This is a genomic window from Bradyrhizobium sp. Ses1 (genome assembly GCF_059512365.1).
Genome location: NZ_JCAMOQ010000075.1, coordinates 14,754 through 28,234, shown reverse-complemented (window position 1 = coordinate 28,234; position 13,481 = coordinate 14,754). Strand labels below are relative to the sequence as shown.

Annotated in this window: 14 protein-coding genes and 3 pseudogenes; 11 read left to right on the top strand and 6 right to left on the bottom strand. The window is 57.8% G+C overall.

Translation table 11 applies throughout. The features are described 5' to 3' along the window. Positions 1 to 368: 368 nt before the first annotated feature. From AC5ZG5_RS42505 to AC5ZG5_RS42490, 4 genes and pseudogenes are all read right to left on the bottom strand, one after another. Positions 369 to 512: pseudogene (locus AC5ZG5_RS42505) on the bottom strand (transposase domain-containing protein); the annotation flags it as partial. Between the two features lie 17 nt (positions 513 to 529). Next, positions 530 to 1,566: pseudogene (locus tag AC5ZG5_RS42500) on the bottom strand (tyrosine-type recombinase/integrase). A gap of 53 nt (positions 1,567 to 1,619) precedes the next feature. Continuing rightward, positions 1,620 to 2,546 carry a tyrosine-type recombinase/integrase gene (locus tag AC5ZG5_RS42495; protein WP_456646460.1) on the bottom strand — a complete coding sequence of 309 codons (927 nt, stop codon included), beginning with the start codon at positions 2,544 to 2,546 and terminating at the stop codon, positions 1,620 to 1,622. Then, on the bottom strand, positions 2,543 to 2,908 hold the full coding sequence (locus AC5ZG5_RS42490; RefSeq protein ID WP_456671289.1) for a tyrosine-type recombinase/integrase: 366 nt from the start codon (positions 2,906 to 2,908) through the stop codon (positions 2,543 to 2,545). The genes AC5ZG5_RS42495 and AC5ZG5_RS42490 overlap by 4 nt, the downstream gene beginning before the upstream one ends. A 62-nt stretch (positions 2,909 to 2,970) precedes the next feature. On the opposite strand from AC5ZG5_RS42490, the pseudogene AC5ZG5_RS42485 reads away from it, so the two are divergent. Beyond that, a pseudogene (locus AC5ZG5_RS42485) lies at positions 2,971 to 3,111 on the top strand (IS5/IS1182 family transposase); the annotation flags it as partial. A 54-nt stretch (positions 3,112 to 3,165) separates the two neighbouring features. Here the strand turns inward: AC5ZG5_RS42485 and AC5ZG5_RS42480 are convergent. Together AC5ZG5_RS42480 and AC5ZG5_RS42475 are read right to left on the bottom strand one after the other, a co-directional pair. Further along, a complete protein-coding gene (locus tag AC5ZG5_RS42480) occupies positions 3,166 to 3,891 on the bottom strand; it encodes an autoinducer binding domain-containing protein (RefSeq protein WP_456646462.1) in 726 nt (241 codons plus the stop codon). 719 nt (positions 3,892 to 4,610) lie between these two features. Next, entirely contained in the window at positions 4,611 to 4,817 is a 207-nt protein-coding gene (locus AC5ZG5_RS42475) for an adenine nucleotide alpha hydrolase family protein (RefSeq protein ID WP_456646463.1), read from the bottom strand. A gap of 675 nt (positions 4,818 to 5,492) precedes the next feature. Here AC5ZG5_RS42475 and aepX point away from each other — a divergent pair. From aepX to AC5ZG5_RS42425, 10 genes are all read left to right on the top strand, one after another. Further along, positions 5,493 to 6,362, top strand: coding sequence for a phosphoenolpyruvate mutase (aepX, locus tag AC5ZG5_RS42470; RefSeq protein ID WP_456646494.1), 870 nt, complete (start codon positions 5,493 to 5,495; stop codon positions 6,360 to 6,362). 234 nt (positions 6,363 to 6,596) lie between these two features. Continuing rightward, positions 6,597 to 7,787 carry an aminotransferase class I/II-fold pyridoxal phosphate-dependent enzyme gene (locus AC5ZG5_RS42465; protein WP_456646464.1) on the top strand — a complete coding sequence of 397 codons (1,191 nt, stop codon included), beginning with the start codon at positions 6,597 to 6,599 and terminating at the stop codon, positions 7,785 to 7,787. Positions 7,788 to 7,829: 42 nt separating this feature from the next. Then, complete coding sequence (locus AC5ZG5_RS42460; RefSeq protein WP_456646465.1) at positions 7,830 to 8,027, top strand: hypothetical protein; 198 nt, start codon at positions 7,830 to 7,832, stop codon at positions 8,025 to 8,027. A gap of 114 nt (positions 8,028 to 8,141) precedes the next feature. Further along, on the top strand, positions 8,142 to 8,933 hold the full coding sequence (locus AC5ZG5_RS42455) for a phosphocholine cytidylyltransferase family protein (protein ID WP_456646466.1): 792 nt from the start codon (positions 8,142 to 8,144) through the stop codon (positions 8,931 to 8,933). Positions 8,934 to 8,963: 30 nt separating this feature from the next. Next, a complete protein-coding gene (locus AC5ZG5_RS42450) occupies positions 8,964 to 9,581 on the top strand; it encodes a CDP-alcohol phosphatidyltransferase family protein (RefSeq protein WP_456646467.1) in 618 nt (205 codons plus the stop codon). Continuing rightward, positions 9,565 to 9,843, top strand: a complete 279-nt coding sequence (locus AC5ZG5_RS42445) for a hypothetical protein (RefSeq protein ID WP_456646468.1) — start codon at positions 9,565 to 9,567, stop codon at positions 9,841 to 9,843. Before AC5ZG5_RS42450 ends, AC5ZG5_RS42445 begins: the two co-directional genes overlap by 17 nt. 49 nt (positions 9,844 to 9,892) lie before the next feature. Further along, positions 9,893 to 10,687: a class I SAM-dependent methyltransferase gene (locus AC5ZG5_RS42440; protein ID WP_456646469.1), complete on the top strand. Its 795-nt coding sequence runs from the start codon at positions 9,893 to 9,895 to the stop codon at positions 10,685 to 10,687. 71 nt (positions 10,688 to 10,758) lie between these two features. Next, positions 10,759 to 11,865, top strand: a complete 1,107-nt coding sequence (locus tag AC5ZG5_RS42435) for an aminotransferase-like domain-containing protein (protein WP_456646470.1) — start codon at positions 10,759 to 10,761, stop codon at positions 11,863 to 11,865. A 153-nt stretch (positions 11,866 to 12,018) separates the two neighbouring features. Beyond that, on the top strand, positions 12,019 to 12,354 hold the full coding sequence (locus tag AC5ZG5_RS42430) for a Rid family hydrolase (protein ID WP_456646471.1): 336 nt from the start codon (positions 12,019 to 12,021) through the stop codon (positions 12,352 to 12,354). Between the two features lie 531 nt (positions 12,355 to 12,885). After that, positions 12,886 to 13,272: a hypothetical protein gene (locus tag AC5ZG5_RS42425; protein ID WP_456646472.1), complete on the top strand. Its 387-nt coding sequence runs from the start codon at positions 12,886 to 12,888 to the stop codon at positions 13,270 to 13,272. Positions 13,273 to 13,481 lie beyond the last annotated feature (209 nt).

The window sequence follows — 13,481 nt, the reverse complement described above, 5'->3', positions numbered from 1 at the left end:
GTAGCGCCGCGTCAAAGCAGACTTCAGTTCCTTGCGCGTCGCCATGCTCAATCGCCCCATCGTTGCCCCTGCGCTCCGTTGCCATTGGGGAGCAATCTACGCGAGGCAACAGCTCAGGATTCAGGAGCATTTCTGACGACGCAATGCGAAGTCTCACCTTGATCGCCGCCGCCCAGTGGCTGTACCGCTGCCGCATCCAACTCGCTGCTATTCTTAAGGAGATTAGATCATCATGCCCATGGAGACTCCTGCGAGCGGACGCCACACACTCAGGTAAGTTAGGGCGTGTACTCATCTGTGGACGTCCCGCGAGATATAGTACGCATCCGGCCAGCACCCCGGGCAGGCGCACCGGTCTGCCGCGGCGCTCAGGCAGCAGCCGCTTTGGACTGTTGGGTCGCCTTCCAATTCCACGGGAGCAGGTCGGCGACTCTGTTGACCGCGTGATCTGGAAGCCTGGCCAGTACGTCAGCGAGCCAGGCTTGCGGATCAACGTCGTTCATCTTGCAGGTTTATGCCGCCCGCCAAACTATGCCGAACGGGTCCAGTATGGCGCGTCGTTGTCACGGTGGCGATCGTTGATCGCGTGCACGGCAGCCCCATTCCATTCGGCATAGTTTGGTCGTTCAGAGCGCAAGGCGAGCAGGCGGTCGTTCGGCTGGAAGCGGGTTCGCTTGCCGCGCTCGTACGGCTTGAGCTTCGCCAGGGCAGCTTCCTTGAGGGCGAGATGGGCGTCCAGGTACGTCTGCGTCGTCTCGACCGATTCATGACCGAGCCACAGCGCGATCACGGAGCAGTCGACGCCGGCTTGCAGCAGTTCCATCGCAGCGCTGTGCCTCAGCACGTGCGGTGACACGCTCTTGGCCTTCAAAGACGGGCAACTCTTGTGAGCGACACGAACATGCTTTCCCAGCAGCGACTGGACGCTGTCGGCACTGAGCCGGCCCCCCCGTGCACGTTGGGGAACAACGCTGTTGCTCCTTTCCGCAACGGTTCCTTGAGCCATGCCTGGAGCGCACACCGAGCAAGTGTGGTCAGCGGAGTGGTCCGCTCCTTCCGCCCTTTACCGACGCATCGTACGTGTGCGCCAGCCCCGAGGTGGACGGCATCCCGGTCAAGGCCAGTCAGCTCTGAGAGGCGTAAGCCCGTCTGGGCCGCGACCAGCAGCAAGGTGTGATCGCGGCGGCCAAGCCACGTCGTTCGATCGGGCGCGGCGAGAACCGCCTCGATCTCGGGGCGCGTCAGGAAGTGCACCTGTCGCTTGTCGTGGCGCTTGCTCGGTATGGCGAGCACGCGCTGGATCAGCGCACTGTGTGCCGGTTCCTCGAAGGACACAAACCTGAAGAAGGATCGGATGGCGGTTAGACGCAGGTTACGCGTCTTCGCGCTGGCGCCGCGCTTTACCTCGAGATCGGTGAGGAACGCGCCGATGAACGTTGCATCCAGCTGGGCGAGCGTCAGGGCCGATGGGGACTTCCGCAGCCGCACCTGTGCGAACATGAACAGCAGCCGGAACGTGTCCCTATAGGAGGCGATCGTGTTGCCGCTAACATTGCGCTGGCGCATGAGGCACTCGGTGAAGAAGCGCTCGATCAACGTGGCAACATTGCAGGCGGGCTTCATGGCGTCACCTCCCACCGCCGATCGAGACGCCGCGCCGCTTCTTCCATCAACTCGGGGCAGGCCGAGAGATACCAGTAAGTATCGCGCACGCAAGCGTGGCCGAGGTAAGTGGAGAGCACTGGGAGTTGTTGTTCGACGTCCTTGCCCTCGCGATACCAGTCGAGCAGCGTCCGGATGGCGAAGCGATGACGGAAGTCGTGCACGCGTGGCCCGGTACGATCACCTGGGCGCCGCAACCCGATCTCTCTGGACAGTCGCCAGAAGACGCGATGAACGTACTGGTGCAGCAAGCGGCCTCCCTGTTCGGCAACGAAGAAGGTCGAGCCGCAGCGTGATCCGAGCAGCGCATCGCGCCGGTGGGCGTAGTCGCGCAGAACGGTTCTCGTCGTCGGATGCAATGGCACGAGCCGCGACTTGCCGAACTTGGTCAGCCGGACCGTCAGCACGCCGGCGCCGAGGTCGACGTCATCACGCTTCAGGCCCATCGCCTCGGATATACGCATGCCCGTCACCGCGATCAGCCCGAACAAGGTATGGTAGGTCCATCGGCGCAGCCCGTCCGCTTGCGGCAGAGCCAGCGCTGCCGTCAGCAACGCATTGATCTCCGCGTCGCTGTAGACATCGGGCTTGGCGCGCTTCCATCCGGGCAGCATGCCGACGGGCGGCACCCCCGTTCTCGGATCGAAGTTGGCGACATGGCGCGCGAACCCGCGCACGTCGCTCAATCGCAGCGCCCAGGATGCATGACGATCGGGCGGCAGCGTTGCCCATTCCATTGCCAGCTTCGTCGTGATGATCTTTGCTTTGCGCTTCTCCGTGAAGGCGACGAAGTCGGCGAGCCGACGGGTCTGGTGCTCGTACTTGTATCCAAGTCCCTTGCGCATGCTCAGGTACTTATCGAGTGCAGAGCGCAGATTGGTCATTGCGCGCCTCCCGGCCAGGGCAGGCTCAATGTTCTCAGCGCATCGAGATCGACCTTCGCGTAAATCCGGGTGGTGTCGTGGTTCTCGTGCCGCAGCAACTGTCCGATCTCCGACAAGGTCGCGCCAGATCGGAGAAGCTCGGTAGCGAGACTGTGTCGGAAGATATGGGCGCCGCGGTGTGCGCAACCTTCGATTCCAACGCGATCGAGGGCAGCCTTGGCGATCATGGTGATCGCACATCCGGAAGCAAAGCCGATGTGTGGCGCGAGTGTGCGGACGAACAACCGTCGGCACGACGACTTTGGGCGGCCATTGCGCAGATATGCAACAATGGCCGCGCCAACGTCTGGCGGTATCGGCATCCGTGCACGCTGTCGGCCCTTGGCGCGAACGAGTAACCGCAGTGATCCCATTTGCTTCAGTCCTTATCTACCGTGCCCGCAACCGGGTCGAATGGTTCTTTAATCGAATTAAGCAATGTCGTCGAGGAGCGACGCGCTACGACAGGCTTGCCGCCAACTACCTCGCGTTCGTCCAACTTGGATCAATCAGGCTATGGCTGCGCGCAAATGAGTCCACGGCCTCGCATTCAAATGCCAGCGTTGCTGCCGCCGAGAATTCAAATGAGATTGTGGCGAATTGCCTTCACGATGGCCTGGGTGCGGCCCGTCGTACCCAGCTTGCGCATCACGTTCTTAAGATGGAAATTGACTGTATTCTCGCTGACCTTCAGTATCTTCCCAATTTCCCAAGACGATTTTCCCTCTGCCACCCAGCGCAGGCAGTCTTTTTCGCGCTCAGACAGGCTAACTTTCCCGTTGCAGCTGCTATCCGAAGGCCGCTCGATCTCCCCAAACGCGACGTGAAAGTGCCAGGCCAGTGTGCTGAGGTGACTCATGCGATACTGCGGTTCGGCGTCGTCGAAAGGTGATGCAAAGGATACCACAGATACTCGGCCCAATGGTCCAAACAATGGCACGCTCATACCATGCTTCAGACCCGCCTCTCTAGCCTCGTCTAACACGCGCTGCTCGCCGGATTGCAGTTCATATTGTTTGGCGAGTTCGTCCCACAGAAACGGCCCCGGAAGCATTGGTGTCCGCCGGACCACCGGGTCGATGACCTGGTAGTTGCGTTCAAAATAACGGTCGCACCAGTCAGCCGGGAAGTTCACGGTCACTGCGGGTGGCAGATACTCCGGTAGACGAGGCGGCTCCGCGAAGGTGAGTGCTCCATAAGCGACTTCACTGAAGCCCTCATCGCTCGCACAGCTCACAAGAAGATCGAACAGCGATTTAGTGGAGCGCGTTCGCTGCGCGCATTCGATGAAGCTGAATAAGTCCATGTGGCGCCTCACAAGGGCCCCGCCAAGACGCGGTATTGCGCCGTTCGATTGAGCGTGTTTAGGCGGACTGTAGTTTATTTCCGCCCAGCGAACCCTTGCTCCGGGACTTCATGCAGCCTGAACATTCGCGCGCTGCGGCAAACGCCATTTTCGAATTCGTTGACCTGTCGCATCAGGCGCTGAGAAGAGACAGCGTCAACCGAAACCGCGGGTACGCCGATCAGCAGCGGACGTGCAACAGGCACCTACACGCGAACAGGACCCATAACTGTCAGCGGATGGCTCCATCTTATGTCGGCCGGAGGTTCGCCGACCACGCGGTAGTCGCCGCATTCGACGCAGCCATCGAGGGTGGTCGACACATCGCGCTCTGGCTTCGGCTCCTAACCACACGCGGAGGCCGGCCTTCACGAGCAACAGCAGCTGCGGCGAGGGCATTGGCCGCGCGCACCACGATAACGGGACGATCGAGATCGGTGAGATGGCTGTTATAGATCAGGTTCTCCACGAGGCATTGTGAGAATTTGACATTCATGTTTCAGTCTCCGTAGTTGGTGTCCACGATTGGAGCGCAAGGCTTCAGTCTGTTGTTTAGGCATGATCTCTTTCGAAACCCGGTGAGCACCTTTTCCGGATGGTGCGGATTGCTGGCAGCTAGTGTACCGCCTCTGGCGAAGACGCGATGAGTGACCGCAGGATGCGGTCGGCGCCGAAGGTCCTTAGATTCGGCGGCATCTGGAGCGCCAAAGTGAGGACGTGAGCTCGCCGCCGAACTCCTCTGTTAGCTCCGGCACTGCGCGCAGCGCGAACAGATCGTGGGGGTTGACAATGGTCGGCCTCCCGCTGGTGCATGGCGTTGTTGGCGACGGGCGCACGCGCACCTGCGCGAAGTCGAAAAGCTGCTTGATGCAGACGATATCGTGCATGCGGCACTCCATAAGTTCCCGGCACCTCGGAGGAGAACAGCAAGCCTCATACCAGTTGCGGCGCTCGCGAGAATCAGGCGTGAAGACAAACGACTGAGAGAACTGGCGACTGCTGCTTTGCGTTCGGCCATCGAAGCAATTGCGACATACGTTGGAAATGCGACGCCGCCGATTGCAGCAGCTACGACATGAGTTGATATAAATCAAGAAAGCGCGGCCAGGACGCGTCTTGTTCGCCTTCCCTGGACGATGGTTTGCATCGCCAGGAGCAAGTCGAGGCATTGGATCGCACTCGAGCCCGCGCAGAGCAAGGAGTGCTGAGTTGATGAGGTTTTCCGACTATCGAACGCGTGCGTTCTGAATTTCCGCTGAGATTGAACATCTTGTGATTGTAAGCCTTAGCCCCGACTGCCGCGGCATCTTATAGCGGACTTTCAACTATTTGCGATCCGGTCAACTACCAACGCTAGCAATTGCACGAGATGACAGAAGCGTGTCACCTATCGGTTGAGCTGCGGGATTGCCTGAGCGGTTTGCCTCGATACAAGAACTGGGTCAAGCAGGCCCTGAATGTCCGGCCGGTCGAACGCACCTGCAAGGAGTGGCATGCAAGATCAATCACAATCTTTTCTCGCCAAGGGTCCTGACCGATGGGCTGACTCCTCACTTGCAGAAATGCTGCGCACTGAGATCTGCTCCAACCGCGACCTCACCTTCGTCATGGAAGCTCATGATGCGCTCTCCGGCGCGATCGCCAAGCGCGCAGGCTTTAAAGGTCTGTGGGCGTCTGGCCTGTCAATTGCCTGCTCTCTTGGCTATCGCGATGCCAACGAAGCGTCATGGAGCCAAATCGTCGACGTGGTTGAGCGCATAGTGGACTCGACCGAGCTGCCTGTGCTCGTTGACGGCGATGGCGGTTTCGGGAATTTCAATAATGCGCGCCTCCTGGCACGCAAACTCCGTCAGCGTGGCGCAGCCGGGGTTGCGCTAGAGGACAGCTGTTTTCCGAAGATGAATTCATTTGTTGGCGATCGGCATCCCCTCGCCGATATCGAGGAATTCTCCGGCCGGCTGCGGGCAGTGAAAGATACAGTCGCGGACGACTTGGTCCTCGTGGCACGGATCGAAGCGCTGATCGCCGGCCATGGAATGGACGAAGCAATTTTACGCGCTAGCGCTTACGCGGCCGCGGGAGCCGACGCGATCCTCATTCACTCGCGCAAGAGCACCGCGGACGAGATCCTCTCGTTCGCGAATTCCTGGCAGAACTGCCTGCCTGTCGTAATCGTTCCAACGAAGTACTATCGAACACCGGTCTCTACATATCGTGATGCCGGCATCTCCACAGTGATCTGGGCCAACCACTCCATGCGAGCTGCAATAGCGGCAATGCGGCACGTCTGCGGGCGCATCATCGCTGAGGAAGGCATTGCCGGCATCGAGCCAGATATCGCAACGCTCGACGAGGTCTTCGATCTGCTGAGATACGACGAGCTCGCCCGTGCGGAAGCGCGATATCTCCACCCCGCTGACCTACGGAACTAACTTCTCCGCCACATAACAACATACTCGTTCTCGACGGACTCCTACCATGCATTGTCTTCCCTTTCGTCAGGCTCCACTGCAATCTCGAACGAACCATTTGTTGGCTCTTTCGGAGGACGACCTGCGAGGACCATGATTTGTCTCGTTATCGTGGGGTCGCGTTTCCAAGGACTTCGGTAGACCTCGCGCTGCAGCGGCAACCATAAGCGACATTTGGATCGACGGAGAGCGCTCATGCTGGCGCAACGGACAGACTTGTTCAAATCGTCGGGCACCGCCGCGGCGAGGGCCGCAGCCAAAGCAGCTGCGGCCCTCGGCGAGGACATCATCGATCTGACCGCCGGAGAGATCTGGAGCGATCTGGCTCCAACGATTCGCGAGGGCGCCATCGTGGCGATTAATCGCAACCTCAACCGCTACACCGACACGATCGGTCTGATGGAATTGCGCGATGCGCTTGCTCACGAGGTTTCAGCTCAGACCGCTCAACCCTGGTCGGCAGACGAAATCGCGGTAACAAGCGGCGCCAAACAGGCGCTCTTCAATGCGGCCATGGTTCTTCTGAATCCCGGGGACGAAGTGCTGATCCCGGCGCCCTACTGGACTACCTTCCCGGCCCAGATCGTCGTTGCTGGCGGCACGCCAGTGTTTATTGAGACCCGGCACAATAGCTATGTGCCGAGGCTTGCGGACCTGGCTGCGGGCGTTACTTCAAAAGCCAAGGCGATCGTGGTCAACACGCCGAACAATCCGACCGGCGCGATCTACGACCGCGACCTTCTTGCTGGCATTGCCCAACTCGCAATCGACCGGAATCTCTGGATCATCTTCGATGAATGCTACGGGACTTTCGCCCATGCTCCACATACCCATCATCCGATCGTCTCGGTGGCGCCCCAGGCGCGCGATCGTACTTTGATCGTCAATTCCTTTTCCAAGTCGTTGGCCCTGACCGGCTGGCGGATTGGCTATCTCGCGGGCCCCAAGGCGGTCATCGACGCGGTTAAGGCGCTACAGAGCCATACAACCTCTAATCCGAATGTCATTGCGCAGCATGCGCTGCTCCATCATCTGGAGCGCGGCGATGTTGCCTTCCAACTGAAACTGCACCGCCACGTTGGCAACGCGCGGACACTTGGGCTCTCGATTCTTTCAACGCTGACATCGGTACCCCCACCTGCCGCCCAAGGGGGATTTTACTTCTATCTCGATCTCAGCGAATTGCAGCGGCGCGCCAAGGCCCATGGTCGCGAACTCGGCGCCGATGGCGTCGTTAAAACGTTGCTAATGGACGCTGGTGTCGCGGCAGTTTCAGGCACAGCCTTTGGCGATCCCGCCGGTGTTCGACTCTCGTACGGCATCGATCTCGATTTACTCGACAAAGGCTTGCGGCGTCTCACCGCAACGCTGAACACGTGGAACTGAATTCTCGGCTCAGCAGGTGCCTGGAATTGAAGAGGTTACATCATGCCTGACATTCCAAACCACGCCATCATCCTTGCAGCGGAGGTTGGCTTCTGCCTGCGGCTTCTGAACGAGACGAAGTCCAACCCGCTAAACGAAGTGCGTCGCACGCCGATCTCGCACAACGCCCTCGGCAAGCTCGCCGCTCTTGGATTTGCTAAACGACCATCGTCGGCGGCTATCGAAAGGACGATATCATGATGTCCTGCGCGACACATTCAACTGAAAGACTCGAGGCCGGTTTCAGCCGACTCGTGGAATTTCTCAACTCCCGGAACCGACGGCGCGAAATCGCGCAACGATGAAGGGGTTGAAATGACTACCAATCCTCCCAAGAAAGCCGTCATTCTTGCCGCCGGCTGCGGCTCTCGCCTGCGACCGCTGACAGATCTGCGCCCGAAGCCCCTGGTCGAGGTCAATGGTACACCGATCCTCCACAATGCCCTGCGAAACTTGGAGGCGGTCGGCGTCGAAGAGGCGACGATCGTTGTCGGCTATCGCAAGGATGCCATTCAATATGCCTGCGGGAGCTGCTTCGGCGGGGTTAAGATCAACTATGTCGAGTCAACTGTGTTCGACCGGACTGGTAGCGCCTATTCACTGTGGCTGGCGCGTGATGCACTTCTTTCTGGAGACTGCTATCTCTTGGAAGGTGACGTCTTCTTTGAGGAGAACGCGCTGCGCTGTTTGAACTTTACCGGCGCCGTCGATGTTGCCGCAGTTGCACCATTTGACTCGCGCATGCAAGGGTCCGCCGTAACACTTTCAGAGAATGGATTTATTTCTTCGTTCCGGATGAAGCAGACGGCAGCGGACCTTAAGCGCGACGGCCCGGTTCTTTTCAAGACAATGAATATACTGCGGTTCAATTCCGTTACGTTGAATGAGACCATTGTCCCTTCGCTGGATCAGATCATCCGTTCAGGTGCCGCACAGGCGTACACCGAGGAACTTCTCGCCTATCTCGTCGGAACACGCGGGCTACGGCTTGCCGCCGCGCGTTGTGACGATCTCCGCTGGTATGAGATCGACACCACGGAGGATTTGCGAATTGCTGAAAGCATTTTCGCAACTGCATCGGCCCCCTCACCGGGCCCGCTTGTTTGAGCGTCGAGCTGTTTGATGAGGTCGGTTCCGATGTTCCGCCAGCTTCTCGATCCTGCCAACGCCGTGACTGCAACAGGTCTTGTGCTCTCGGTCATCGCTACCAACTTTGCAATCGCCGGCCTTCCGGAGATCGGGGTGGCCATCGCGCTCTGGGCGTTGCTGGCCGATCACCTTGACGGCATCGTGGCCCAGCGCACGCAAGGCCGCCCGACAGCGACAGGACAGATCGGCAAGAATCTTGATTCTTTTGCCGATTTGGTGAGCGCCGGTGTTTTTCCAGCTGTAACGTCGATAATTTTAGGCCATGGCTCAACGATTTCCGTTGCCGCAGGAGCCATCCTCGTTGTGGCCAGTGCGTTGCGACTAAGCTATTTTAACGTATTCGGATCTCCCGGCGGCTGGTTCATCGGCGTGCCGACCACCTACGCGGTACCGGTCACGGCAATCATATTCTTGCTCCGTCCGATTATTCCCGAGGCGGTCTTCCCGAATCTATTCGCATTCGTCCTCATCGTACTTGCGGTGCTGCATATTGCCCCCGTCCGAGTGCCGAAGACGGCTGGCACGATGTATCTCGTCGTCACCGCGTTTTGTGTGGGGACGTCCATTATACTTGCAACAAGGGCCTGGCATGAGTACGCGACTTGAATTCGTCAAAGCAAGCGGTCGATCCGAACAAGGCCACATCCGCGGCTCGATCTACCGAGAACTCGGCGTTGAGCCATTCATCCAATACGCAGGTGTCCGCACGATTTATGGAGCGCGCAATCCGAGCGACGAGGTCATCGCCGCAATGGCTGCCAAGGCTTTTGTCGACATGGATGAACTCGCTGAAGCCGCAGGCCGAAGGATGGCCGAACTCACCGGCACCGAATGGGGGTCATCACCGCCAGAACTGCAGCCGCGCTAGCGTTAACCACTAAATCTGAAACGAGTGAGAAAGACCTGGATCGTAAGTGATGATACCCACAAAATCACAGAATTTACACCATCAATGGGCCGATTATACGTCGATCGCGACTGAGTATCACATTTACCCAAACTACGCCGATTGGTTGGTTCGGGCGCTCGGCCTGGTTGTCCCTTGCATCCAGAGTACTCGAGTCGCCGATATCGGCGCCGGATCTGGAAAGCTCACCGAGATGCTTGGAGAGCTCGGCGCATCCGGTTTCGCGATCGAGCCTAATGATGCAATGCGCACTGAAGGCGAAAGACTAACAAGAGCGAAGGGCTTTGATTTCACTTGGAAAAAGGGAACAGCCGAAGACACTCGCTTGGACGACGCCTCCGTCGATTGGGTCTGCCTTGGTAGCTCCCTGCATTGGGCTGATACAACGCGCGCGCTCTCCGAGGCGCATCGCATTTTGAGACCCGGGGGATCCTTATCCGTCTTATGGGATCTGCGCGATGAAGAACGTGACCCGTATTTTCGCGCGATCGAGGCGATCATTCACGAGATACGGCCCGGCCTAGGACGAGCGCCAACCATTATCCGGAAGTTGATGCTGGATCTGGACCAAGTCTTTGAGCGGCATGAGTTCAGGGATTGCATAAGGCTCGAGGCTGCGCATCGACGATGGTACACCCCAGAGGATTATGTCCGCGCATGGCGAACTGTGCGTGATCTTGCCGCGCAGACGACGCAAGACGAGTACAACATGATCATGAACAGTATACATGATCTTGTTAAAGCCGAGACGATGGTGCCGATGAACATGAGAACTTTCTGTTTTACTTCTCGGGTCGCTTCTTGACCAGTCATAACTGAGACTTCTGTCACGCGAGGGACGACGCTGCGCTACCGTCGGAACGTTCGGAGGATGAGATGGATAATTCACAAGCCACTGTGGAGTTGGTACGCGCCACCCCGCCGCTGCTGACAGCGGTCTCGAATATCTTGCGTGAATCCCTTCGTGAGATTTCTCGCGACGAAAGGACCGGCGCAGCCTTTCAAAATCACCGGTTTGCAGGCGAACTCGCAGATAGGGAAGCAGGCGCAATCTGGTGCGAAAGACGATTGGGCACTGCGATTGACCCAAGTAGGGTGGTCGTGACCAACGGGACGCAGAACAGTCTGTTTATGCTTATCGCCTCCTTAGTGCCCCCCGGTCGCGTCCTGCTAACGGAAGCGTTGAGCTATCCATTAATTGGAACACTTTGCAATCTGGTAGGCGCGAGGGCGAAGTCTATAAAGCTTGATGAACTTGGTGTGGTCCCCGAAGACTTCGAGCGATGTTGCGAGAAATACCACCCGACGGCGGCGTATCTGATACCGACCGTTCAGAACCCAACTGCAACAATACTGCCCAACGGCCGACGGAACGAAATTGTATCGATTGCCCGAAAGCATGGAGTAGCCATTATTGAGGATGACGCACAGGCATTCCTACCGCCAAGCGCGGATGCGCCGATAGCGTCGCTGGCGCCAGATATTACCTGGTATGTACTTACTTTGTCGAAATCTACTTCCATCGGGCTGAGAGTTGGCTACTTCGTCGCGCCGGATTTACGCCAATTGGAAAAGCTGTATGCGCGGTTCAAGAAGATGTCGATGTGGTTTTCGTCGCCGATTTCTGCCATCCTCGCGACGCGTTGGATTACTGATGGAACCGCTAATCGTATCTTGGCTGAAATTCGAGGCGAAATGGCGGAGCGCCACAAGATACTAAAGGACGAGCTCAGCAACGTCTCGTATCAAGCAAGCCCAAATAGCCTGCACGTCTGGGTTACCGGGGCATCTGGATTGCACAATACTGCGGCCATCGCCGAGCTGGCAAGCCAGCGAGGCGTAGTCGTTCGCGGATGGAAAGAATTTCAAGTTGCTGACCGCGGCGGTCCACTAGGTGCTCGAGTTTCCTTGACAGCTGGCGACCGAGAGGCGCTGCGAAGTGGACTTCGCAGATTGAATGCCGGTCTAGGCACGCAGTGTTAGAGAGATGGCCAGCGCAGAACCGGCAGACGTATCTTCGAGGAAGAGAGCGAATGATTAACAGCTTTTCCAATTGAGCGCGATCCAGGAGTCGCTCCCGGTAGAGCTCTGGCTCCGCGTTTGGGAATTTAGTCTGGGCTGTGGTAATCTTTCGATTTGAGAGGTCAGGCATCTGCCAGCTTCGCAAAACTCGAACGTGTATTGGAGCACTTCAAAACGGACAAGCGGTATCTCCTATCTGCGCATGTCCAGCTCTCAAATCTCGACGATAAGAAGGACTTCGACATAGAATGGAAAAACTGGGTTGGTGATAGTCCGGATCACCGGCCGCAGCGCGCGTGTGTTGGTGCGACCTTGTCGCCAGGTACTCTCGTTGAGATCTCGGTTGTCGCTGCAAAAGCTCGTTTGAGGCACTTACCCGAGAAACCTGCGTTCTCTTCCTTGATTGTCAAGGACTACCCCCTGACGGCCTATCCGCCCCAACGGCGATGATACGACGGCAGGTGTCCGGCATTGCCATCGTTGCAGCGCGAATTTCGCAATTGCTGTGTAGGCTTTCTAAACCGAGATGCCGTCAGGGCGTGATATCCTAGGCGCCCTGATGTCGGGCACTAAATAGTCGTCTGTTCTTTAATCGCGGGGCACGGTGCCAACCCCAGATAGATGAAAAATGATCCACTGCCGGGTTCATGGCTCTTTCCGCGGTCGTCTCTGCAGGAGCCGCCGCATGATCGCGTTCAAGAGGTGTGCATCTCGAGTGAAGAGCGCGGAAGCCCGCAGGGGTGATCTGTCTACAAAGTGCTGCTGACCGTCCATAATTTGCCAGGGGGTTTTTAACGACAACGACGGGAAACCAGCCCGTCGGTGCTATTGTCCGCGTCAAAGGATCTTCCGGCGCGATCGTTCTGCTGCCGACTTGGATTTCAATTCTGATGACTTTTTTGATGAGATGGAAGACGAGGAGGACCTTTTGTCCCCTGAGGCAAAGAAATTTGCGCACGAACTTATCTCAGCGATCGTCGGTTGGATGGTATTCTTCGGTCCGAAGCCGACTCAACGCCGGAGTCGGCTTGGGCGGGCGATTCGCGCTATGCTTTGTCTAAAGAGCAGGAACTCTGTGCTGAGCTTCTTGACGCCGAGCGAGGAGTAGAGATTGCCCAAAAGCGCAAAGAGGAAGTTCGTACGCGATTGAAGGCGGCTGGCAGCTTGGGTGCTTTGCTATACGAGAAGGGAAAGCGTCTCGAACATCTCATACTTGAAGCTTTGCAGATCCTCGGGTTTCAAGCCACATCTTATAGAGACTCCGAGTCTGAGTTCGAGGTCGTTTTCGAATCGGACGAGGGCCGCCGTTGGCCGAGGCTGAAGGAAAGGACAACAAAGCTATCAACGTCGATAAGCTTCGGCAACTGATGATGAACGTTCAAGAGGACTTGCGGCGAGATGAGGTTTCGTCTCCCGCAAGTGTGTCCTCTTTGGAAACGGATGTCGACTGTCCGCCCCTGAGAGTCGCGAGCCGCAGTTCACGGAGAAATGCATCACGGTAGCGAACGCTTCTAACACCGCGTTGGTAGCCACTTACGATCTGTATCGCTCTGCTCAATACCTGTGTGATCAACCAG